The organism is Providencia sp. PROV236, assembly GCF_033676985.1.
Lineage (GTDB): Bacteria > Pseudomonadota > Gammaproteobacteria > Enterobacterales > Enterobacteriaceae > Providencia > Providencia manganoxydans.
This window is the reverse complement of the sequence record NZ_CP096297.1, coordinates 882,269-905,768: the sequence shown is the minus strand read 5'-3', so window position 1 is coordinate 905,768 and position 23,500 is coordinate 882,269. Positions and strand designations below refer to the sequence as shown.

The following is a 23,500-nucleotide window of genomic DNA, read 5'->3' as shown; positions in this document are numbered from 1 at the left end:
GATGAAAAATAACAAATTTGCAAAAATGCTACTCATGTTGCTATGCGGAATACCTGCCTGTACAACATTTGCTACCTCTTTAGAAAATGAGACAGCAATCAAGATACTGTTAGAAAAAGCCGATTATTGGCATGGCAAATCTAACTATGAACTAGCGTATGATGCGCTTAATAAAATTTTTGCTATAGAGCCTAATAATATCGAAGCATTATATTTAATGTCACGCTATAAGATCCAACAAGGCAACAAGCAAGATGCTACCTCATGGATCGAACGATTCAAAAAATTCTCCCCTAACGACCAACGGATCAGGCAGCTAATGCAATTCGATCCGCAAAAAAATACGTCTGATACGTTACTTAAAAAAGCCCGCTCATTGGCGCAAAAAGGTCAAATCGATCAAGCGATACAAGCGTATAACAATCTATTTATTAATAATCCACCAAGTGGTGATCTGGCAATTGAATATTACGAAACCTTAGCGGGAAGTAAAAATCATCTAGAGCTAGCAATATCAGAATTAAGAAAAAAAGCTCTGCAATCTCCTTCAGATAGTAAAGTGCAACTTGTACTCGCAACTGTATTAACTTATCAAGAGAAAACTCGCCGAGAAGGCATACAAAAGCTTAGCCAGCTCGATAATAAAAATACTGCCGTGATTAATGCTCTTCAGCAAGCATTACTATGGCTACAACCAAATGAAAGTGATTTACCACTTTATCAAAACTTTATTAACCTTTCGCCAAACGATAACCGTGTTATGGAGCACTATAATCGCAGCGTTGGTGGTAATGAGATATTAGCGGCATTTACACTGCTCAATAAAGGCCGCATTGAACAAGCAAAACAAAAATTTACTACTGCCTTAGAGAATGATCCGAAAAATAGTGATGCAATGGCAGGACTTGGTTACGTAGCGTTACATCAAAAAGATTACCAACAAGCTGAAATACGATTACGTGAAGCAGCAAATAGCACAGACAATCATAAACGAAAACAATGGTTAAAAGATCTTGAGAGCATAGGTTATTACTCTTCTCTGGACACGATAAAAAAATTAACACGAGATAAGCAGTACGATCAGGCTTTTGCTTATATAGATCAAACCGCTGCATACAGTTCACAACAACAGCTCACATTAGACTTACTACGTGGGCAAATTTATCGTGACCAAAAAAACTACACAAGTGCAGAATCTCTTTATCAAAAACTCAATCAAAAATACCCCAATAATAAATTGATTAAAGAGCAGTTAGTTTGGTTATTTGCAGAGCAGAAAAAGTATGCTGAGTTAAACCAATTATTCGCAACTCTTCCCGTTTCAGAGAGACACTATTACCAACAACGCATTGATATGAGTGAACAATATCGAAAAGAAGCACAACAAGCATTAGATAATGGCTTAGACAATCAAGCTGAAACTATTTTAAAACAAGCAATTGATAAAAATCCTAACAATGCTTGGCTAAATCTTGATTACGCGCGGGTACTCAACAAAAAAGGCGAAAAACAAAAAGCAGCAGCGGTGATAAACAACCTAGTGACTAATTACCCTTCTACCGCAGCTTGGCACAGCGCACTGATTTTTGCATCAGAGCAAAATAATTGGAGCAATGTACTCACTTTATCCAACAAAATTCCACCAGAGGCTCAGTCATCAGAAATTATTGAGTTAAAACAACGAGCTAAATTTAATCAACAAGTCGACATTGCGAAACATTATATAGAAAACGGCAACAATAATGCAGCCCTCAATACACTTAAAATAAATATTAAAGTGCCACCAAATAACCCAAGTGATATCGGTCGGTTAGCCCAACTCTATATGGATGCCGGTGATAATCAAATGGCTTTAAAGCTGATCCGCCAAAATCAATTATCAGAGCCTCAAGGAAACTTAAGTGATTACGGACAACAAATTCTCGTTTTACGTCGACTAGGTTATATTGCCGAAGCAGAAAGTTTAATGAACTCTCCTGCTTTATTGGCTACAGCGAATGAAAAAGAAATAAATAATATCAGAGCAACTTATTTAAGTGAGCAAGCTGACTTATATCGCGAAAAAGGTCATTTAAATGAAGCTTGGCAAATATTAGCACCCGAGCTCAAAAATAATCCTAATAACAGTTTATTACTTCTTGCGACTGGGAGAATTTACCAAGCCAATGGGCAATCTAATCAGGCTGCTGACATATATCATTATGTTCTATCTATTTCACCTCAAAATCAGGATGCCTTAATGGGATTGGTGGATATCGCATTAGCTAATAAAGAGATTTCCACGGTAAAAAAATACTTTAACCAAATACCAGCAAGTAACAGAACAAGCTACATCATGCTATCAGCAAGAGTCGCTAAACTTGAAGGAAATAACACTCAAGCCATAAAACTATTAAAAACAGCTCAATGGGGGTTAATTAACCCTACTGAAAACTCAAGTGATTTCCCTATAAACCACCCGCTAGCTGGAGAGGTCCTCGAAAATACCAATCAAAGTACTCAACAAAAACAGCAGTTAAATTATATTGAAATCATGCTCAACGAGTTACAACAAAAAACGGCTATTGCTCTGGATAATACCATTGAATTTAATAGTCATTCAGGAGAGTCAGGACTAAGTAAATTAACGGAGTTTAAAGACACTGTAAGCCTATCAATTCCTGTATCTGAAGATATGAAAATAGCCTTGAATATATCTCCATCGGTAATCGATTCAGGTAAAACCCCTGCTGAAAATGCAAGTTTAGTCGGTAGCGGTGCCCTAATCAGAGCAAATCGCCGTAGTCTGGTTGATAGTTCTCTGCGCGAAAATATTCATGCTGATGAAATTGGTAGTAACACATTACAAGGTTTGGAATCAAGCATTTCACTTAAAAGCGATAATTTCCAACTGGATTTTGGCCATACTAACAGTGATGCTTTAATTGTTTCTTTGGTCGGTGGGGCTAAATGGTCATTCAATACAACACCAAATAGTCAGCTAACATTTAATGCAGAACGACGTGCCGTAAAAGATAGTTTACTCTCTTATGGTGGCTTGAAAGACAGTGTTTCTGGTAAAGAATGGGGAGCAGTGACTCGTAATACTCTTTCGGCTCAATATGCTTGGGATGATAGCCATTATGGCGCCTATGCTAAAATTGCCGGAAATAAATATATTGGTAGCAATATACAAACTAACCAATCGATTGATTTTAATACCGGTACATATATTTATGGTATTAATAAAAATGATAAAAAACTGACCTTAGGTGCAAATGTCCATTATATGGCATTTGATAAAAACCTTAATTATTATACGTTAGGACATGCTGGCTATTTTAGTCCACAAAGATATATTGCTTTTTCATTACCGATATCTTATCAGCAAGACATCAATAATTTATCCATAAAATTAAGCTCAAATATTGGTTATCAATCTTATACAACTGAAAGTACAGACTATTATCCAAATAATCCCCAATATCAAAAAGAGTTAGAGAACTATGCGCTTAATGATGAATATATTGATACTCGCTATAAAAACACGAGTAAAAATGGTATTAGCTATGCGATTAATGTAGACACTAAATATAAAATATCTCCATCATCATTGATTGGTGCAAATGTAAGCTATAACACTTTCGGAAATTATGATGAAACAAAAGCAAATATTTACTTTAAATATTTATTCGACAACGATATACTAGGAAAATAGAAATGATTTATGACCAAGATAGTTACTTACAACGCAGTTTTAAAACTGGTTGGCATGATTTAATCAATTTCTTATTTTATGAATTTTCATCTGGTGAAACCAATGAAGGCTACAATACTTTAAGAAAAGTTGGGCGACAATTAGGTGAATTACATAAAATTGAAAACTCAAGCACATTAGCCCAATTAGAAAAAAATATTAATAGTGCTTTAGAAATCTTCAACTGGGGATTTATTAAAATGGCGCCAGCAAACAGTGAGTTGCTTATTATTCACTGTGCATGGCCTCACGCTCCACAATCCGTTAATAAAAAATGGCGTAAAGCTAGCGCTAGTGTTTTAGAGGGGTTATATACTCAGTGGTTGGCCTCTCAAGGCGGTAATGAATCAGTCCCTGTGTTATGGAATGAAAATGCAACAGAAGACGTCTTTATATTTCGTTATGCTTTATTTAAATAGTTTTTATGCTGAATTATAATAAGATTACACAAGAAAGAAATAAAAGTATTCCTTTAAACTTAATTCTCGACGAGGCAGTAGCATTATTATTAATTGATATATATGGAAAAGTTTCTTATGCTAGCTCATATTTCATAGAAAACTACCACTATGAATATAATGAAATCGTAGGTCTGGCATTTGATATAAGAAAAAAGCAGTTAATTTTAGGTATAACTGATTCTTTTTCTGTTAAGCGATATAAGTGTTTCAAAAAAGAAGTTTTTTTTATAACTAAAACAAAACAGAAAGTTTTTTTCATTGCTAATTTTGTTGAATTTAAACAAGATTTTAATAAGGAGCATCATTATTGCTTAACACTTACTGAGGTTACTAGGCTTATATTTAAAAGGAATAAATTACTTTTTCAGGTTCATCATGATCCATTAACAAAATTATTAAATAGATATGGGTTTTATGAAAGCAGCAAAATGAAAATAAAGCTGGCAAAGCATAATGCACTTGAATACTGCATTGCCATTATTGATATTGATAATTTTAAAATAATAAATGATACCTTTGGCCATCTTTGTGGTGATAACTTATTAAAGCAGTTCTCTAAGTATGCCAAGGAAAGCCTACCGAATGATGCTCTTTTTGCTCGATTGGGTGGAGATGAATTTGTTTTAATGATCAGTGGGTTTATGGGGCAAAGTTTCGAATTATTTTTTTTAAACTTTATAGACCGTCTGAGGCGTTATTCATATCATTATTTAGGAAAAAAAGCCTTTAACATCAATGTCAGCATTGGTATTGCACAATATCCGTTAGATGGTAACAATCTGAGTTTATTATTAAAAAATGCTGATATTGCATTATACAAAGCAAAGAAAGAAGGAGGAAACAAAGTACAAAAATTTATTTAGTTTTAACACTATATAGCTATTTATATTAATAAAATCCAAAAGTACTATTTTGATAGCAATATATATTCAATGCGCGGGCAAGAAACAAAGGAATGATAAAAATCACTATGCTTTAATGAAAAGCGCTGCAACTTGAAATATATACTCTAAATAATTCGAGGGGTAGCAAAGAGACAAGTAAACGAGCTGCTAAGTGCATAGAAACTATGTGGATGGCACAAGTGAACGCAGTTAACAATGCTGCAACTTGAAATATGACGAGTATAACATGTATACACTAAATATTTTATTGACCAAGGATCATATATGTTAAAAGCTGTGATACCTGTTGCTGGTTTAGGAACTCGCATGTTACCAGCAACAAAAGCAATACCGAAAGAGATGCTACCTCTTGTCGATAAACCGATTATACAGTACATCATAAAAGAATGTTATATGGCAGGTATCAATGAAATTATTTTCGTTACCCATTCATCAAAAAATTCAATTGAGAATCACTTTGATACCTCTTTTGAATTAAAATCATTACTTGAGCAGAAGGGAAAACAGCAGCTATTAAATGAAATTAATGGTGTATTACCTAAAAATATAAAGATAATGCATGTTAGGCAAGGTGACTCAAATGGTTTAGGCCATGCAGTTTTATGTGCAAAGCCATTCGTGGGAGATGATGATTTTATTGTTATTCTACCTGATGTCATCATTAATGAGTATAAATGTAATTATGAATTCGACAATTTACCCGCCATGATAGAGCGGTTTTATTTGACTGGGAAAAGTCAAATACTGATAGAAAGGGTCAATAAAGAGCATGTAGAAAAGTACGGTATCGTTGATTGTAATAACGAGATATCCAATAGCGGAAGTTTTAACAACATCTCAGCTATTGTAGAAAAACCACATAAAGATAATAGTCCCTCTGATCTTGCTGTTGTTGGCCGCTATGTTTTAAGCCGAGATATTTGGCCATTATTAGAAAGAACACCGATTGGAATGAGTGGTGAAATACAGCTTACTGATGCGCTATCAATGCTACTTAAAACCCATGCGATAGAAGGATACCACATCAAAGGTGAATCACTTGATTGTGGTGATAAAATGGGCTACATGAAAGCATTTTTCGAATACAGCCGACAGCATCAAACATTCGGCTCACAGTTCCATCGATGGATAAAAGATACTGTAGCCGTAGTTTAATAGCATTGATAATTTTAGTTTTATAAAGGTATAAAAAATAAATTAACTAAATCCAATCAGTAGTCTGAAACTGTGTTATTCATTAAAAACGTATAACTTATTGAATGAATTTCAGGATTGGATTTACATCAAAAATAAAAATTTAGAATATACATTATAGCCCTTTAAATTTTTTTTATATTTAACTCTAAGAATTACTTCACTATAAAAAATCTTATCCAATAATGGCATCTCAATATTTATCTCCATTACGTTTATTGAGATTTCATTATGAATAAGTTTGGTGCTAGACCGACTTAATATTAATGATAGAAAACATCACATTTCATACAGTGAAAATTATTTTCTGTCATTAGCGCCTGTTCACTATTAAGTGAGCAATAAACAATAACAACTAGGGTTAGATTTAAATTACAGCAGAGGCAATAACATGAATATTAGAGACTTTGAGTATTTGAACGCATTAGGTAAATTTCTTAACTTTAAGAAAGCTGCTCAATACTGTAATGTTGCACAGCCAACACTAAGTATTCAAATTGGTAAACTTGAAAACCACTTAGGTTGTTTCTTACTCGAAAGAACAACACGTCGAGTTAATTTTACACCTTTAGGTTTACGAATTTTAGAGCATAGCCAAATTATTTTACGAGAGGTTGAAGAGATTAAAGCTATCGCTCAGCAATCGACCAATAATAATGTTAAAAATTTTCATATCGGTATTTCTGACACGTTACCAGAATACTTCATTTCATATATTACAGAAGCCGTTTCTAATAATGACCCAACCATAAAATTACATCTTACCATTGATAAGACTGAGGCACTATTCTCACAGCTTGCAGCTATGTCTTTAAATTTATTAATTGTTTCATCAATGAAATGCCCAGATAACTTTATCTCAGCATCATTGATAAGCTTTCCAATAAATCACCAGCATCTCACCCATAAAGGAACTGATGAGCAATTCACAAGTATTTTGGGCTCTCATTCAGAAATAAAATCGAAAATTTGTTTTAGAAATGGCGATAAAAATATGGATAACTATCTGAATATCGGTAATTTAATCAATGAATCAATCGATATACTCTCCAAGAAGGCTTACATAGCCTGATCAATCAACCAGCAAAAGGCGTACTTAAATATTCGCTCACTGTAGCTATATTGAGTACGCTTTATGCAACTTCTTGTTAACTTTTTCAGTTAATTTTCTAATTTAACCTTATATAAGAAAATTATATGTTCATTTTAAAAGTACTTTTTTATCATAATCTTTCTATTGAGTACTTTTTGATTGAATATTTTTTTATCAAAAATTCATGTAAATTTTAAAATCATTAAACAATTAACAAAATATAACCATATGAATTTACTGATATTTATGTAAAATAATATTTTTTCATTAATAGAAAAACACAACAGTGATCACATTCCTATCACAAAATAACGTTATCAACGAAAAGTACCAGCGATCCTTTCTAAAGTCTCTTTCTTATTTCTTAATAAAGCGCTTCAATTAAGAAACACAAAATAAACATAAAATTAACATAAATCAGATGCCAGTGCTCTAAGTACCCTATTACACGCCGGCATCCTTTGTGAGATACGAGGTAAACATGAAACCAGAAGATTTTCGCTCTGATGCTAAACGTCCATTTAATAGCCAAGAATATCTAAAAAGCCTACAAGATGGCCGTGAAATTTATATCTATGGTGAACGTGTTAAAGATGTCACAACACATCCCGCTTTTCGTAATTCAGCGGCTTCGATAGGACAGTTATATGATGCACTCCATGATAAAGCAACTCATGACAGCCTTTGCTGGGGAACCGATACCGGAAATGGTGGATACACCCATAAATTCTTTCGTTTTGCCAAAAGCGCAGACGAACTACGCCAACAACGTGATGCTATCGCCGATTGGTCAAGACAAAGCTATGGATGGATGGGACGCACTCCAGACTATAAGGCGGCATTTGCCAGCTGTTTAGGTGCCAATCCTGAGTATTATGGACAATTCGCGGATAACGCACGTCACTGGTATAAACGAATTCAAGAAAGTGGTTTATATTTTAACCATGCGATTGTCAACCCACCTATTGATCGCCATAAGCCAGCAGATGAAGTCAAAGATGTTTATATCAAGCTGGAAAAAGAAACTGATGCAGGTATCATCGTCAGCGGCGCAAAAGTGGTCGCAACCAACTCAGCATTAACTCACTATAACTTTATCGGTTTTGGTTCAGCTCAAGTCATGGGTGATAACCCTGATTTCGCACTGATGTTTGTTGCTCCAATGGATGCTGATGGCGTTAAATTAATCTCTCGTGCTTCATATGAATTAGTCGCAGGTGCGACAGGAGCACCTTTTGACTACCCATTATCAAGCCGATTTGATGAAAATGATGCCATATTAGTCATGGATCATGTGCTGATCCCTTGGGAGAACGTGTTAATTTATCGTGATTTTGACCGAGCACGTAATTGGGCTGTACAGGGTGGATTTGCTCGTCTATTCCCTCTACAAGCTTGTGTTCGTTTAGCCGTTAAACTCGATTTTATTACGGGTCTACTGCAAAAGAGCCTTGAATGTACTGGTGTTATCGACTTCCGTGGTGTACAAGCAGACTTAGGTGAAGTCGTTGCATGGCGTAACCTATTTTGGTCACTCACCGATGCAATGACAGCCGAAGCAAAAGCTTGGGAAGGTGGTGCATATCTACCCGATACGCAAGCAATTCAAACATATCGAGTAATGGCACCAATGGCTTATACGAAAATTAAAAACATCATTGAAAGTAACGTAACGAGTGGCCTGATCTATCTGCCATCCAGCGTGAAAGATATGAATAATCCAGAAATCGATAAGTACTTGGCAAAATACGTTCGCGGCTCAAACGGTATGGATCATGTAGAACGTATTAAGATCCTAAAACTCATGTGGGATGCAATTGGCAGTGAATTTGGCGGTCGTCATGAATTATACGAAATCAACTATGCAGGTAGCCAAGACGAAATCCGTCTGCAATGTCTACGCCATGCGTACGGTTCCGGTAATATGAAAGCCATGACAGATATGGTTGATCGCTGCCTGTCTGATTACGATCAGCATGGCTGGAAACGCTCACACCTGCATAACAATAATGATATTAATCAGTTAGATTCGCTGCTGAAATAATCGGCAGCAGGAGGTCAATATGTCTTTAGAAAATGAACATCGCCTGCGTTTTAGAGATGCGATGGCAAGTCTTGGTGCAGCAGTCAATATTGTCACCACCGATGGTACAGCAGGTTGTTGCGGTATTACAGCAACCGCAGTCTGTTCAGTCACAGATACGCCACCCACTCTGATGGTGTGTGTTAACCGCAACAGTGCTATGAATGCGGTTTTTCAAGAAAATGGCCGCCTGTGTGTAAATGTGCTGAATCATGAACAAGAAGAAATGGCTTGCCATTTTGCTGGAATGAAAGGTTCCACCATGGAAGAACGTTTTGGTTGGAATGTTTGGGATAGAGGCATTTTACAACAACCATTACTCAAAGATGCTTTGGCTAATCTTGAAGGCGAAATTACCCAAGTGCAAGATATTGGTACCCACTCTGTTTACTTGGTTGAGATAAAACAAATCATTGTAAGAGAAGAAGGCCATGGGTTAGTTTACTTTAAACGTAAATTTCACCCAGTTATGCATCAGCTACTTGCAGTAACCGCATAAAGCATCACGTTATAACAGCAAAAAAGAGGCTGCATTTATTTGTAGCCTCTTTAATTTTTTACGGGAAAAATAAAACACTTAATATCCACATCTTAATCCCTAACTGCATGATATGCCTTGCCATTGTGATGATAAAAAACATGTTCAGATATAACAATCAATATTAAATAAAATTTGGCATTAATCACATTTCAATAGGGCAATTATCAAGTAAATGCTTTTCGAAAATGAATATTACGATGTTTAGGCTGCCCATGGATATGAACACGCTGAATATGACGTTTAGATTGTGAAGAAAATGCTTCACGCCCATGTAACAGCGAAAAATTATCACATATAACAATATCACCAGCTTGCCATTGATGTGCATATAAGTAATTAGGATCATATAACTTATTATGCAATGAATGTTGAATATCACTTAATTTTTCATTTGGTATACCAATAAAATCGACAGAGTGGTGATCAGAATATTTCAGCACATTTTTACCCATTGGTTCATTATAGCGGAGCACTTTTTTCTGTTCTCTAGGATGCAAACAAATCAATGGCGAAATCACTTCTCCACCATAGTGGGTGATATTTTTTGTTCGATAGGTAATAATCGCCTTTTCCCACAAATTTATATCTAATTGGTTGACATCGGCAATTAGTTTTTCTGTATTAACAAAATTTGTTCTACCCTCATGCTCAACTGAGCCAGCTGATATACAATGAAATATTTGAAACTCAGGAATAAATTCGCTATACATTCCATCCCAATGTAAAGGTAAAGAAAGATTATCCAATACATGATCAGGAGGGTCATTGTGTTCAATGATATCGAGTACAGCACCAAACGGCCACATCATTATTTCCCCCCAATGATGTGAATATGAAATTAATTTTTCTTTATCTTCAAATCCAGAATAAAACCCTCTAAATATGATGAGTAGGTGTTTACGTACCCATCCACGTAACATATTGATAGATAGCTTTGTTATACTATCACCAATGTTATTCGGTGTTATTGATATTCCAAAAGGTGTTATTTTTTCTATATTACAATTAAGCATGTCATCCTCTAAAAAGTTTAATCTTTCGGCTATTTTATTAAAACATTAACCGTAGAATAATAAACTTTGAAACTGAAAATTGGTTAATTTTAAATAATGTAATGGCTTGGCTCTTCATTTATTTTAATCAATTTCCCATCCATTTCTTCTGCCTCAGATCTTTTCATTAGTATGAACTTTCCATTTATCTGAACAGCCACCCCATGCCAAGGCGTTAGCCAATTATCGCAAGTTGGCATCATATGAATTCCTATTTTAAGGCTACTCACAGGCTGAGGATGGATTGATAAACGAATTGCTGATGGAAACTGTTGAGCAAGTAAATTTCCCCATGCCCAACTATGTTGAATAACACCAACTGCACGTTGGCGAGCATTTTTTTGCAATGCATTTTTAGAGCCTGAATAATTAGGTAATAAGCTATCTTCATAAAGAAAACGGGTTATTGCTCTATATAGACTTAATCCGTCTTCACTCCCAGTCAACTGTTTTTTTATTACCCCAATAGCTAATGAATATTTTTCAACTAATAATTTACGAGAATGGTTATAACAATTATTCGATGTATTAAACTCTTCAACATGGCTCAAATTAAAAATTGAAATATAATTTAATTCTAATTCACATAATAACCTATTAAGTTTATCTTGATAATCATCAATGATACCATCGCAAACGCCAATTAGCTCACCGAACACATGACCATCTGAACAAATAATCATTTCAGCGCCTGGAGGATAATAAACCTTTATTCTTTCACATAACGAGTTGAGAAAAACCAATGATAACTTTTCTGCCATATCAGGAAGTTTTCCCAATACTTTTTTGCTATTGGGTGATTTTGTAGGAAATGCCGGCAGTATAAACATTATCGGTTTAGATTGTATTAAAAATGCTTTAACCCTAGGAAGATGAACCTTTAAAATAATTTCTTCCTCCTCCTCAAGCGTCATTGAAGATAGATTAAAACGGCGTCTATACTGCAATATTTCATTTAATATCTTTCGTGATATCACATCTATATAAAGAAAATCCATAACGACACCCAATACATTAAACATATCATAAAAAAATATTACAATCACCAATTTAAAAATAAATTATTAATTTATTCTTCATTTTAATTTACTATAATAAATCAAATGCAAATATTATTTTTTTTAACAGATAATCCGTTCAACTTGTTAGAAAGGAATATTTAACATATAGGTATATTATTATTTTATTTTTTATTATTTAATTTAAATAATGTTGGATAATGTTTTGGATTTAGACGTAAAAATAATAGTAGAGTTATCAATACCATTAAAATATGTGCCACCCACACCCACGTAAAACTTTGACTAACGCCATGTAACCATGCTGCAAACAGAGGACCAAAAGCAGCAATAATGAATCCACCAGCCTGCATCAACGACGTTAATGCCCCTGCACTAACAGGATGTGGAAGGTGATCTAAAGATGTAATAATGCTCAATGCAAAACAGCCACCTAACCCTGCCCCAATTAAACATACCCATAAATAGGGTAATGCTTGTGGAAATATGACCAAACCTGCAAAACCCATCATTTGGCTACATAAGGTGACCCCCAACCAAAAACGCCGGTCAATATTATGAGCAGCTAAAACAGGTATTAATAGCGCCGAAAGCGCCTGACATACACTCAACAGAGCGACTAATGAACCACTTAATGCACTACTCAGCCCTTGTTCAATGAAAAATGGTGCCAGCCAAGTCACTACTGAGCCATAACCTGCATTGATAAAGCCAAAGCCAATCATAAGCAACCAAGCTCTTGGCTTAGCTAGAAATGCCAAAACAGAACCATTACCCGTTGTATTCAATGAGCTAGATGTACGAATATTTACGATGACTGCAATCAACGCAAATAAAGCAGGTAATGCCATCCACGCTAACGCGGCTTGCCAATGACCTGATGATCCCGCGACTAATGGTGTTAATTGTGCCCCTATTGCTCCGCCGGCCATAAGCATGGAGGAATATAAGCCAGTCATAACTGCCATTTTATGAGGAAAATGTAATTTAATTAAACCCGGAAAAACAGCTTGGATATAGGCTGCACCTACCCCGCACATGAATGCTGTTGCGAGCAATTGCCCACTATCTGAGACGAATAAACGCGATAGGGAACCAATCAATAGCAGCAATACCGCAACACTAACCCCTATTCGCTCCCCTAACCGCCGGTTCAAGGCAGGTACAATTAATGCACCGATCCCCATTAACAGCATCGGTAATAACGTTAATAATGATATTGCTTGGTAATTCATCCCTGTCGTTTGGATAATCTCTTCAATCAGGGGACCCGGCCCTGTCATAAAAGGCCGTAAATTGATCCCCACTAAGATGATCGTCAGGACTAAACCAAAAGATGCTGTTTTACGCTCACCCATTAATGCTGTTGTTCCCACCAAAAAGAGTACAGTTGTGGTTGTGTCTCATGTTCAGGTTTTAATTGCGTAAACGATAACCCAACCTGCTGATGGGGCTCTACTCTTAGCGAAGCAGCGATAGCTTCTGTCGATAAACCAAAGGGCTCCGCATCCTGATTTGAATAAGCGTAAAAAATCCGTGTAATACCCGCCATACGCATTGCAGCTAAGCACATCGGGCATGGCTGTCCACTGGCATACACCACACAATCTTCTAACCTAACCCGCCCTAATGTTTCTCCAGCTTGGCGTAACGCCATCAGCTCCGCATGTGCAGTTGGATCACTCAGTTCAAGCATTTGATTGACCCCTGTTGCGATCACTTTACCATCGCATACAATAATCGCCCCAAATGGGCGCCCACCAGCTTTCACATTCTCTCTAGCCAATGAAATCGCTTGCTGCAAAAATTGTTTATCTAACATTACTTCGCTCCTGAATTTTCTAGAATTTCAATCAGATTGCGATATCCTTTCTGTTTTGCCAACGTCAGAGGCGATTTTCCACTTGCATCCGCTAAATTAACATCAGCCCCACCTTTAATGAGCTGTGTCACAATGGTTGCATATTTCTCACTACCATCACCGAGTATGATAGCTTCAATTAACGCAGTCCAACCTAAGCGGTTAACATGATTGATATCGACGCCTGCATCAATCAGAGTTTGTACTGTTTTTACATGTCCACGTTCAGAAGCGGGGATCAATGCTGTCCCACCGTATCGATTGGTACTTTTCAGATCTGCCCCATGCGCTAACGTCATTTCAAGAATTTCTTGTAGCCCACGTGCCCCTGCATATAAATATGGCGTATCTTGTATTGCATCACGCGCATTGACATTCGCCCCTTGTTCGATCAAAAAGCGTGCTACCTCAATTTGGTTTTTATGCGTTGCCGCCATCAGAGGTGTACGTAGGCGTAAATCGCGTTGTTCCAGATCGGCTCCCTGCTTAACCTGTTGCATAACTGCCTGAAGATTGCCCTGTTCAGCTAATGCAACTAGTGATGAATTTGATTGTGCGAATGATTTAGTCATAAGTAGTAGAAAGATCCCCATTACACTTAACAAGTACATTTGCCAATTGGTGACGAATAATCGCATTTTCATAGTAACCTCCTCAGTAAACTATTTAATTTACTGAAAATATATGATATTTAAAAATTAAATATTTAAATGATAGGTATTTGCAAAATGAATGCTCTATTAAATTTGGTTTTACTCAAAACTTTTATTGCGGTCGCAGAAACAGGTAACTTTACTATTGCTGCTCAACACCTTAATTCAACGCAATCTACGGTAAGTCAACAAATCCAACGTCTTGAAGCACTTGTCGGCCAGCCTTTGTTCATTCGTAGCCATCGACTATTAACCTTAACAGAAACAGGTGAAATATTGCTCAGTTACGCGAAAAAAATAATCACTCTTAATGATATGTTTTTCATGAAAGCCACGGGTAATGCGGTGATCCAAACGCTGCGTCTTGGTTTTCCGGAAGACTTTGCTTCAGGGCAAGTTACCCCAACACTGGCTGCTTTTATGCAAGAGCAGCCAAATATTCGTTTAGAAGTGACCAGCGGTTTAAGTCGTCAGTTACATCAACGCTATCAGAACGGTGAACTTGATTTAATTATTGTTAAACAGCGCAAAGGGGAATTTAATAGTCATTATTGCTGGCCAGAGCCATTGTGTTGGCTAACTAGCCTTGATAACCACCACCTCAATACTCATTCTTTACCCTTAATTGTTTTCCCTGAAAATGGCTTGTATCGTAACGATATGTTCCGCTTACTGGATATTGAACAGCGCCCTTGGCATATTACCTATACTTGCACAAGCCTTGCTGGTATTCAAAGCGCCATTACCGATGGACTTGGCATCAGTTTATTACCACTGCGAGCTAAGCTACCACAGCATCGGATACTTACTGCACAAGAAGGCTTTCCTGATGCAGAGGAGATGGAAATTGCTATGCATGTCCATGGCAATTCAGAAGTGGTTTTAACGCTAGCTGAACGCCTAGCACGACAATTTGAACAACTTTGATAAAGAACATGATATGCATAAACTATTTGAGCACCTAATCACACTAGAAAAAAAGCTACATCATTATTCAAATAGAGATAATTTAGAATTTCTTGAAAATGTTCTGCACCAAGCGTTTTTAGAATTTTGCCGCTCTGGTGTGAGCGCCGATAAAACAGAGACACTTTTAGCTCTCACTCAAGCTAATAATTTATTGGAAATTCACTCCGAAAATTTCCAATGTGCACAGATAGATGCGAATACAGTGCTCATCACCTATTTAAGTTTTCAACTTGATAATGAGATACGTATTAAACAAACACTACGCTCATCGATTTGGAGCAAAAATCAGCACAATCAATGGCAGCTCCGTTTCCACCAAGGAACACCACGTTCGTGATAAACACTTTATTCTGCACAGTAACATTCATTACTTGTACATTTTCCTGTAACACCTAAATAAATAAGGAATTTCAAATAAAAAGACACCCTACTCGACCTAGCTACGACCCCTATAATTGTAATAGTGGTATACCTCATATACCTGATACACACTGGGATCCACATTCAAAAGCATGGGAGTTCAATGATGTACAAGTTAATCATGACTCCATCCCAGCAAGCTTGCCACCTGAAATCAAGAATGCATTAAAGAACAATATTTGTCTTGTTTGTGGTGAAAAAAATTGCCCGTATCTTAAAGAGAAAGATTTTCAAGAATTAATTAAAGCGATCAATAGTGGCGATAAGACAGGTGCTTTAAGAGTTTACAATCAAAGATTTGCGCAATTCAGGAATATGAAAAAAAGCATTATAATAGCGAGTTTAGATAGAGCCAGAGTCGCAAGGGAAAGACAAGGTCCATGTGGTTATTCAGGGCCTATACAGTCAACAGGTATTATTGCAATGCCAGGGATATGGAGTGCGTGGAATAATCTACTTGCAAGTACAGGAAGTAATACAAATAGTTATGCATATACTATAAATTTCAATACATCTTCTAATTTAGAGTCTTCTTTTGATGTTCAAATTAAATATCCTGTTGCCGAAGGAATAAAAACAATTGATACCGTAGGACCTGGTTCATATTTTATAGAGGCAACTGGAGCAGGGTTTTCCAGCATTCGCATTAAATCACATTCAGTACCTATAACAGTTCGGATTGAATATCCGAAAGAGTAATCACATAAAAATGTATATACTCTAAATAATTCGAGGTGCAGCTAGGCGACAAGAGAAGATAGGCGGGTAGTATAAATAAACTATGTGACTCGGCGAGCTTATCGTAGTCAACAACCCTGCAACTTGAAGTATGACGAGTATAAACAACCTAAAGGTGCAATAGCATTATATTATTGCCCCTTTATTTTTATATGCATTAATAATAGATTGCAATATTATTTCATTTAAAACTGGCTGAGCATAAGACTTTTCTGTCATCATTTCAGTCCATATACTCGATGGAGAAGAAACCTCTACTTCATTGAAAAATAAAGAAAATAATTTACTAACATTCCGCATAAAAAGTTCATTTAATTTATCTGAACAATTAGCATTCTTTTTTAATTCAATCCATAAAAAGTGACGATTTTTAAACTCTGAATTACCGACTTTAAGTACAGAAACACACTCTTTTTCTAAAATAAACTCATCATTTTCAAATTTGTAGACGAGCCTATCGTTGTTACCTGCCACTGAACAAGCTATTGATAAGACACCAACAATAGCGATTAAAAAATTCTGGATCCATCGACTCACTCAAATATCTCCTTTATAACAAATAAAAAATAATAACTTCTATATTAGCTTGTTATACATTTAGTTTCAGTGACCCAAAATACAAAAATCCCCCAGCAAGATAACCCTACTGGGGGATTAATTTAGCAATAGGCTTATGATACAAGCCTAAACACAATTACAGAACGTCAACGCAGTTCAGTTCTTTGAATGCTTGTTCTAAACGAACAACCATTGAATCTTGTGCTTTGCGCAGCCATACACGTGGGTCATAGTATTTTTTGTTAGGTTTGTCCGCACCTTCTGGGTTACCCAACTGACCTTGCAGATAGCCTTCGTTCTTTTTGTAGTAGTTCAGGATACCATCCCAAGTTGCCCACTGAGTATCAGTATCGATGTTCATTTTGATAACACCGTAGCTAACCGCTTCTTTGATTTCAGCAGCACTTGAACCTGAACCACCGTGGAATACGAAGTCTAGGCTGTTGTGTGGCAGATTAAATTTCTCAGAAACATAGTCCTGTGAATTACGCAGAATTTTTGGCGTTAATTGTACGTTACCTGGCTTATAAACACCGTGAACGTTACCGAAAGAAGCTGCGATAGTAAAACGTGGGCTAACTGCGCTTAGTTTCTCGTAAGCGTATGCAACGTCTTCTGGTTGAGTGTACAGTTCGGAGCTATCCATACCTGTGTTATCAACACCATCTTCTTCACCACCAGTACAACCTAACTCAATTTCCAACGTCATGTCGATTTTCGCCATGCGAGCTAAGTATTTGGCACAGATTTCAATGTTTTCTTCTAATGTCTCTTCTGACAGGTCAATCATGTGTGAAGAGAATAGCGGTTTGCCCGTTTTCGCATAGTGTTTTTCACCCGCATCTAACAGACCATCAATCCATGGCAGAAGTTTACGCGCACAGTGGTCAGTATGCAGAATAACAGGTACACCATAGTGCTCAGCCATTTGATGCACATGATATGCGCCTGAAATTGCACCTAAGATTGCAGCTTGTTGGCCTTCTGCTTTCAAGCCTTTACCAGCGATAAATGCAGCACCACCGTTAGAAAACTGAACAATCACTGGAGCACGTACTTTCGCTGCCGCTTCAAGTACGGCATTAATTGAGTCTGTACCGACACAGTTCACAGCAGGCAATGCAAAGTTATTTTCTTTAGCAACTGCGAAAACTTTCTGTACATCATCACCTGTGAGAACACCCGGTTTTACAAAATCAAAAATTTTAGACATTTGAAAAGGTCCTGTGTTAAACAGACTGCTTTATGCAGTCTGTTGTTCATGACAAATTAATTACGCTTTAGCACGTTCTTCCAGCATCACAACTGCTGGGAGCTTTTTACCTTCAACAAACTCAAGGAAAGCACCGCCACCAGTTGAAATGTATGAAATTTTATCGGCAATATCGAATAGGTCGATAGCCGCTAGGGTGTCGCCACCACCAGCAATTGAGAAGGCATCGCTTTCTGCGATAGCACGAGCAACAATTTCAGTTCCTTTACGGAAGTTAGGGAATTCAAATACGCCTACAGGGCCATTCCACAGAATGGTTTTGGCATTTTTCAGGATCTCAGCCAAGCGCTCAGCAGACTCATCACCTAAGTCTAAAATTTGCTCATCATCTTTAATTTTTGTGCTTGATTTTAAAGTTGCTTCAGCGGTTTCAGAGAATTCGGTCGCAACACGAACATCAGTAGGAACTGGAATATGGCAGTTAGCCAGCAGTTTTTTCGCTTCAGGGATCAAATCCGCTTCGTACAGAGAACGGCCAACATTATTGCCTTCTGCGGCAATAAAGGTATTGGCAATACCACCACCCACGATCAATTGGTCAGCAATTTTAGACAGTGAATCTAAAACTGTCAGTTTAGTGGATACTTTAGAACCACCAACAATCGCTACCATTGGACGAGCTGGATTACCTAACGCTTTACCTAGGGCTTCGAGTTCTGCACTCAATAGCGGACCAGCGCAAGCAACTGGAGAGAATTTGGCTACGCCATGAGTTGATGCTTGCGCACGGTGAGCCGTACCAAAGGCATCCATCACATACACGTCACACAGTGCAGCATATTGTTTTGACAGGGTTTCGTCGTCTTTTTTCTCGCCTTTATTAAAGCGAACGTTTTCCAAAACAACTAATTCACCTTCAGCTAGCTCAACACCATCTAAGTAGTCTTTCACTAAACGCACTGGGTAGTCGATTTTTTCTGCCAGATAGTCAACAACAGGTTGCAGTGAAAATTCTTCGTTGTACTCGCCTTCAGTCGGACGACCTAGGTGAGATGTGACCATGACTTTAGCACCTTGCTTGAGAGCAGCTTCAATGGTTGGTAATGAAGCACGGATACGTGCGTCAGAAGTAACTTTGCCATCTTTTACAGGAACGTTTAGGTCAGAACGGATGAAAACGCGTTTACCCGCTAGGTCCAAATCGGTCATCTTAATTACAGACATGGTGAATCCTCTTGTTGATTCTCTATAAAATTTTCATTAATGGCTAAATGAAGATCGAGTTTACCTTATCATTCAATAGCCGTTAATTAGTTGAAACCTGTTGCTGCCATCGCCAGTGTTGTATCTAGCATCCGGTTAGCAAACCCCCATTCGTTATCACACCAAACGAGAGTTTTAATTAAATGTTTACCGCTAACACGCGTCTGGGTTCCATCGACAATCGCACTGTGCGGGTCATGATTGAAATCCATCGAAACTAACGGTAATTCAGTATAGTCTACTATACCACGAAATTGCCCGTGGGCAGCGCTTTGCAGCAGCTGGTTAACTTTAGTCACACAGACTTCACTGTGCACGGTAACACTCAAATCTATTGCTGTCACATTGGTTGTTGGTACCCGTACCGATATCGCCTCAAAGTGATCTTTGAACTGAGGGAAAATCCGCGTAATACCTGCCGCTAATTTAGTATCAACAGGGATAATGGATTGGCTCGCCGCTCGCGTTCTTCTCAAATCATGATGATAAGCATCGATAACGGGTTGATCATTCATAGATGCATGAATGGTGGTCACCGTACCTGACTCAATACCAAAAGCATCGTCCAGCAATTTTATAATTGGAATAATACAGTTTGTGGTGCAAGAAGCGTTCGAAACAATTTTATCGTCAATGGTTAAGCTACCATGATTAACGCCATACACAACGGTTGCATCAAGATCATCAGTACCAGGGTGGGAGAAGAGAACTTTTTTTGCGCCAGCTTCAAGGTGTGCTAAACCATCTTCACGGGAGCCATATGCTCCACTACAATCTAACACAACGTCAATGCCAAGTTCTTTCCAAGGCAGAGCACTTATGTCAGGTTGATGAAACAGACGCATATTGTCATCACCTACCTGTAATAGCGAACCATTCAAACGGACATCCCAAGCAAAACGCCCGTGACTGGAGTCATACTTAAGCAAATGGGCAATCCCTTCTGGGGCTGCTAGTTCGTTAATTGCGACAACGACAATTTCTGCACGTCGTCCAGATTCATATAACGCCCTAAGTACACTCCGTCCGATCCGGCCAAAACCGTTAATCGCTACTTTTATTGGCATCCTACACCTTGAATTTTAGCAAAATCACACGGCTGATAAGGATAACTGACTCACACAAACTCTACTGCTCATTTTAACTGTTAAACATCAAAAGTGTGCTTCACTCGACACTTTTGAAATATTTTAGCCAATTAGTCATAGCAACTGAAACGGTTCAGCTAATAAGAATTAGATTAAGGGATATATTCAGAGAACGCAATAGTAAAACTCAATCATATGCACAAAAAAACAACGCCCCTGCACCAAAATTGATACAGAGGCGTATTTTAGCGATGTTAGCAGCCACTCTTTAGGCTACTAAATAGCTTAATTAAGTAGAGACTTAGCCGCTTTAACTGCATTCTCAGCAGTAATGCCAAACTCTTTGAACAGTTCTTCAGCTGGTGCAGACTCACCAAATGAGTGCATACCAATAATCGCACCATTCAGGCCGGTATATTTAAACCAGTAATCTGCAATACCTGCTTCAATCGCAACACGTTTAGTCACATTTGAAGGCAGAACAGCTTCACGGTATGCCGCATCTTGTTTATCAAATACCTCAGTTGAAGGCATTGAAACAACACGGATCTTACGACCTTCGCCAGTCAGCTGATCAGCAGCTTTCACCGCTAACTCAACTTCTGAACCTGTTGCAATAAAGATCAGCTCAGGTTGGCCTTCGCAATCTTTCAGGATATACGCACCCTTCTCGATCTCAGCTAATTGTTGAGCTGTACGTGGTTGCTGTTCCAGATTTTGACGAGAGAAGATCAGAGCACTTGGGCCATCTTTACGCTCAACCGCGTATTTCCAAGCCACCGCAGATTCAACTTGGTCACAAGGGCGCCATGTATTCATGTTTGGTGTCACACGTAGGCTTGCCAACTGCTCAACAGGTTGGTGAGTCGGACCATCTTCCCCCAGACCGATAGAGTCATGAGTATAAACAAAGATGCTACGGACTTTCATCAATGCCGCCATACGCACTGCATTACGTGCATATTCAACGAACATCAGGAAGGTTGCACCGTAAGGAATAAAGCCACCATGCAGAGCAATACCATTCATAATCGCAGACATACCAAACTCACGCACGCCGTAGTGAATATAGTTACCGGCAATGTCTTCATTCAAAGGCTTAGAACCAGACCACATGGTCAAGTTACTTGGTGCCAAGTCAGCAGAACCGCCAAGGAACTCAGGTAATACTTTACCAAATGCTTCTAATGCATTTTGTGATGCTTTACGGCTAGCAATATTGGCTGGATTTGCTTGCAGATGCTCAACGAATTTTTTCGCTTCTGCATCAAAGTTAGCAGGCAGCTCACCCGCCATACGGCGTGTAAATTCTTCAGCTAATTCTGGGAAAGCTTTTGCATAAGCGGCAAACTTGTCATTCCAAGCTGCTTGTTTTTCTTTACCTGCACTACGCGCATCCCAAGCTTGGTAGATATCTTGTGGGATTTCAAACGGTGCATAGGTCCAACCTAACGCTTCACGTGTTGCTGCGATTTCTGCATCGCCTAATGGTGCGCCATGAACCGCTTCGGTACCTGCTTTATGTGGAGAGCCAAAACCAATAATGGTTTTGCACATAATCAGAGTTGGTTTATCCGTTTCACGGTGCGCTTCTGTGACTGCTGCATGAATTTGATCTGCATTGTGACCATCGATATCACGAATAACATGCCAGCCATAAGCTTCAAAACGTGCTGCGGTATCGTCTGTAAACCAGCCTTGAACATGGCCATCGATAGAAATGCCATTGTCATCGTAGAACGCAACCAGTTTGTTAAGTTTTAGCGTACCTGCTAATGAACAGACTTCGTGAGAGATACCTTCCATCATACAACCATCGCCCATAAACACATACGTGTGATGATCGACGATGTCATGACCAGGACGGTTGAATTGTGCCGCTAATGTGCGTTCTGCAATAGCAAAACCGACTGCGTTTGCAATACCTTGCCCTAATGGACCTGTCGTGGTTTCAACACCTGGAGTATAGCCATATTCAGGGTGGCCCGGGGTTTTAGAATGAAGTTGGCGGAAATTTTTTAACTCATCGATAGATAAGTCATAACCCGTCAGATGCAGCAAGCTATAGATCAGCATTGAGCCATGGCCGTTTGATAACACAAAACGGTCGCGGTTAGCCCAGTGTGGATCAGCTGGGTTATGATTCATATAGTCACGCCACAGAACTTCAGCAATATCAGCCATGCCCATAGGCGCGCCAGGGTGCCCTGATTTTGCTTTTTGAACCGCATCCATACTCAGAAAGCGGATAGCATTAGCAAGGGTTTTACGAGTCGTCATTAGTATACTCCAGGTCGGATAAAAACGTACTTAAACCAATTTTCACAACGCAATATGGAATTATTGCAATTTTTCATAGGCAAACTATGAAACTAACGCAATTTGTTCCATACAGCAATTATTCGTGACATTCGCGGCCACGAATTGTCAATAAATTAAGCTACCGTAAAGCTGAATCCATTCCATTGCGCAAAATATCACTTAAAGATAATTTTTTTGCGCAAATCATTGCCCTTATTAAACCTGAGTTTACCATCAGGGATCAAGGTGATTTGTGCATCTTATACTTTAATGGGCAACAATAGTGATTATTGACAAGTTTTTCTATGAAAATTCGCTCTATGCTCTAAATAATTCGAGGCGCAGTAGAGGA

20 protein-coding genes are annotated in these 23,500 nt (G+C 38.0%); 10 read left to right on the top strand and 10 right to left on the bottom strand.

Going from position 1 to position 23,500, the window contains the following annotated elements; genetic code table 11:
* Position 1 precedes the first annotated feature (1 nt).
* The 7 genes from M1E96_RS03870 to hpaC all read left to right on the top strand — a co-directional run bounded on the left by M1E96_RS03870 (position 2) and on the right by hpaC (position 9,971).
* A complete protein-coding gene (locus M1E96_RS03870) occupies positions 2-3,697 on the top strand; it encodes a cellulose synthase subunit BcsC-related outer membrane protein (protein ID WP_369427376.1) in 3,696 nt (1,231 codons plus the stop codon).
* A 2-nt stretch (positions 3,698-3,699) separates the two neighbouring features.
* Positions 3,700-4,155, top strand: coding sequence for a cellulose biosynthesis protein BcsD (bcsD, locus tag M1E96_RS03865; protein WP_070926666.1), 456 nt, complete (start codon positions 3,700-3,702; stop codon positions 4,153-4,155).
* Positions 4,156-4,160: 5 nt separating this feature from the next.
* Positions 4,161-5,060, top strand: coding sequence for a GGDEF domain-containing protein (locus M1E96_RS03860; protein WP_272580350.1), 900 nt, complete (start codon positions 4,161-4,163; stop codon positions 5,058-5,060).
* A 306-nt stretch (positions 5,061-5,366) separates the two neighbouring features.
* Positions 5,367-6,257, top strand: coding sequence for a UTP--glucose-1-phosphate uridylyltransferase GalU (galU, locus tag M1E96_RS03855; protein WP_070926673.1), 891 nt, complete (start codon positions 5,367-5,369; stop codon positions 6,255-6,257).
* 430 nt (positions 6,258-6,687) lie between these two features.
* Positions 6,688-7,368 (top strand): LysR family transcriptional regulator, encoded by a 681-nt coding sequence (locus tag M1E96_RS03850; protein ID WP_070926675.1) that lies wholly within the window; start codon positions 6,688-6,690, stop codon positions 7,366-7,368.
* Positions 7,369-7,870: 502 nt separating this feature from the next.
* A complete protein-coding gene (gene hpaB / locus M1E96_RS03845) occupies positions 7,871-9,433 on the top strand; it encodes a 4-hydroxyphenylacetate 3-monooxygenase, oxygenase component (protein ID WP_070926677.1) in 1,563 nt (520 codons plus the stop codon).
* Positions 9,434-9,452: 19 nt separating this feature from the next.
* On the top strand, positions 9,453-9,971 hold the full coding sequence (gene hpaC, locus M1E96_RS03840) for a 4-hydroxyphenylacetate 3-monooxygenase, reductase component (protein ID WP_070926679.1): 519 nt from the start codon (positions 9,453-9,455) through the stop codon (positions 9,969-9,971).
* Between the two features lie 206 nt (positions 9,972-10,177).
* On the opposite strand, the gene M1E96_RS03835 is transcribed toward hpaC, so the two are convergent.
* The 5 genes from M1E96_RS03835 to M1E96_RS03815 form a co-directional block, all read right to left on the bottom strand.
* Entirely contained in the window at positions 10,178-11,026 is an 849-nt protein-coding gene (locus tag M1E96_RS03835; RefSeq protein WP_369113494.1) for a TauD/TfdA dioxygenase family protein, read from the bottom strand.
* A gap of 89 nt (positions 11,027-11,115) precedes the next feature.
* Complete coding sequence (locus tag M1E96_RS03830) at positions 11,116-12,063, bottom strand: isocyanide synthase family protein (protein WP_272580352.1); 948 nt, start codon at positions 12,061-12,063, stop codon at positions 11,116-11,118.
* Between the two features lie 185 nt (positions 12,064-12,248).
* Entirely contained in the window at positions 12,249-13,442 is a 1,194-nt protein-coding gene (locus tag M1E96_RS03825; protein ID WP_337979796.1) for a cyanate transporter, read from the bottom strand.
* The gene (locus M1E96_RS03820; RefSeq protein ID WP_272580354.1) at positions 13,442-13,906 is read right to left on the bottom strand and encodes a nucleoside deaminase; all 465 of its coding nucleotides are present in this window, start codon (positions 13,904-13,906) and stop codon (positions 13,442-13,444) included. The genes M1E96_RS03825 and M1E96_RS03820 overlap by 1 nt, the downstream gene beginning before the upstream one ends.
* The gene (locus M1E96_RS03815) at positions 13,906-14,589 is read right to left on the bottom strand and encodes an ankyrin repeat domain-containing protein (protein WP_272580355.1); all 684 of its coding nucleotides are present in this window, start codon (positions 14,587-14,589) and stop codon (positions 13,906-13,908) included. Before M1E96_RS03815 ends, M1E96_RS03820 begins: the two co-directional genes overlap by 1 nt.
* Before the next feature lie 84 nt (positions 14,590-14,673).
* Here M1E96_RS03815 and M1E96_RS03810 point away from each other — a divergent pair, with 84 nt between their 5' ends.
* The 3 genes from M1E96_RS03810 to M1E96_RS03800 are packed head-to-tail and all read left to right on the top strand — an operon-like array spanning position 14,674 to position 16,686.
* Positions 14,674-15,525: a LysR substrate-binding domain-containing protein gene (locus M1E96_RS03810; protein WP_272580356.1), complete on the top strand. Its 852-nt coding sequence runs from the start codon at positions 14,674-14,676 to the stop codon at positions 15,523-15,525.
* Between the two features lie 13 nt (positions 15,526-15,538).
* Entirely contained in the window at positions 15,539-15,904 is a 366-nt protein-coding gene (locus tag M1E96_RS03805; RefSeq protein WP_272580357.1) for a DUF4440 domain-containing protein, read from the top strand.
* A 59-nt stretch (positions 15,905-15,963) separates the two neighbouring features.
* Positions 15,964-16,686, top strand: coding sequence for a colicin Z family toxin (locus M1E96_RS03800; protein WP_349485487.1), 723 nt, complete (start codon positions 15,964-15,966; stop codon positions 16,684-16,686).
* A gap of 165 nt (positions 16,687-16,851) precedes the next feature.
* Here M1E96_RS03800 and M1E96_RS03795 read toward each other — a convergent pair whose 3' ends face one another.
* From M1E96_RS03795 to tkt, 5 genes are all read right to left on the bottom strand, one after another.
* Positions 16,852-17,262, bottom strand: a complete 411-nt coding sequence (locus M1E96_RS03795) for a hypothetical protein (protein ID WP_349485467.1) — start codon at positions 17,260-17,262, stop codon at positions 16,852-16,854.
* A 157-nt stretch (positions 17,263-17,419) separates the two neighbouring features.
* Positions 17,420-18,496: a class II fructose-bisphosphate aldolase gene (gene fbaA / locus M1E96_RS03790; RefSeq protein ID WP_070926695.1), complete on the bottom strand. Its 1,077-nt coding sequence runs from the start codon at positions 18,494-18,496 to the stop codon at positions 17,420-17,422.
* Positions 18,497-18,556: 60 nt separating this feature from the next.
* Entirely contained in the window at positions 18,557-19,720 is a 1,164-nt protein-coding gene (gene pgk, locus M1E96_RS03785) for a phosphoglycerate kinase (protein WP_070926697.1), read from the bottom strand.
* Positions 19,721-19,806: 86 nt separating this feature from the next.
* On the bottom strand, positions 19,807-20,826 hold the full coding sequence (gene epd / locus M1E96_RS03780) for an erythrose-4-phosphate dehydrogenase (RefSeq protein ID WP_070926699.1): 1,020 nt from the start codon (positions 20,824-20,826) through the stop codon (positions 19,807-19,809).
* 306 nt (positions 20,827-21,132) lie between these two features.
* On the bottom strand, positions 21,133-23,127 hold the full coding sequence (tkt, locus tag M1E96_RS03775; protein ID WP_070926701.1) for a transketolase: 1,995 nt from the start codon (positions 23,125-23,127) through the stop codon (positions 21,133-21,135).
* Between the last annotated feature and the right edge of the window lie 373 nt (positions 23,128-23,500).

Excerpts from the sequence above, each read along its gene's own strand:
- M1E96_RS03870 (WP_369427376.1), top strand. The coding sequence starts at position 2 with ATGAAAAATAACAAATTTGCAAAAATGCTACTCATGTTGCTATGCGGA.
- bcsD (WP_070926666.1), top strand. The coding sequence starts at position 3,700 with ATGATTTATGACCAAGATAGTTACTTACAACGCAGTTTTAAAACTGGT.
- M1E96_RS03860 (WP_272580350.1), top strand. The coding sequence starts at position 4,161 with ATGCTGAATTATAATAAGATTACACAAGAAAGAAATAAAAGTATTCCT.
- galU (WP_070926673.1), top strand. The coding sequence starts at position 5,367 with ATGTTAAAAGCTGTGATACCTGTTGCTGGTTTAGGAACTCGCATGTTA.
- M1E96_RS03850 (WP_070926675.1), top strand. The coding sequence starts at position 6,688 with ATGAATATTAGAGACTTTGAGTATTTGAACGCATTAGGTAAATTTCTT.
- hpaB (WP_070926677.1), top strand. The coding sequence starts at position 7,871 with ATGAAACCAGAAGATTTTCGCTCTGATGCTAAACGTCCATTTAATAGC.
- hpaC (WP_070926679.1), top strand. The coding sequence starts at position 9,453 with ATGTCTTTAGAAAATGAACATCGCCTGCGTTTTAGAGATGCGATGGCA.
- M1E96_RS03835 (WP_369113494.1), bottom strand. The coding sequence starts at position 11,026 with ATGCTTAATTGTAATATAGAAAAAATAACACCTTTTGGAATATCAATA.
- M1E96_RS03830 (WP_272580352.1), bottom strand. The coding sequence starts at position 12,063 with ATGGATTTTCTTTATATAGATGTGATATCACGAAAGATATTAAATGAA.
- M1E96_RS03825 (WP_337979796.1), bottom strand. The coding sequence starts at position 13,442 with ATGGGTGAGCGTAAAACAGCATCTTTTGGTTTAGTCCTGACGATCATC.
- M1E96_RS03820 (WP_272580354.1), bottom strand. The coding sequence starts at position 13,906 with ATGTTAGATAAACAATTTTTGCAGCAAGCGATTTCATTGGCTAGAGAG.
- M1E96_RS03815 (WP_272580355.1), bottom strand. The coding sequence starts at position 14,589 with ATGAAAATGCGATTATTCGTCACCAATTGGCAAATGTACTTGTTAAGT.
- M1E96_RS03810 (WP_272580356.1), top strand. The coding sequence starts at position 14,674 with ATGAATGCTCTATTAAATTTGGTTTTACTCAAAACTTTTATTGCGGTC.
- M1E96_RS03805 (WP_272580357.1), top strand. The coding sequence starts at position 15,539 with ATGCATAAACTATTTGAGCACCTAATCACACTAGAAAAAAAGCTACAT.
- fbaA (WP_070926695.1), bottom strand. The coding sequence starts at position 18,496 with ATGTCTAAAATTTTTGATTTTGTAAAACCGGGTGTTCTCACAGGTGAT.
- pgk (WP_070926697.1), bottom strand. The coding sequence starts at position 19,720 with ATGTCTGTAATTAAGATGACCGATTTGGACCTAGCGGGTAAACGCGTT.
- epd (WP_070926699.1), bottom strand. The coding sequence starts at position 20,826 with ATGCCAATAAAAGTAGCGATTAACGGTTTTGGCCGGATCGGACGGAGT.
- tkt (WP_070926701.1), bottom strand. The coding sequence starts at position 23,127 with ATGACGACTCGTAAAACCCTTGCTAATGCTATCCGCTTTCTGAGTATG.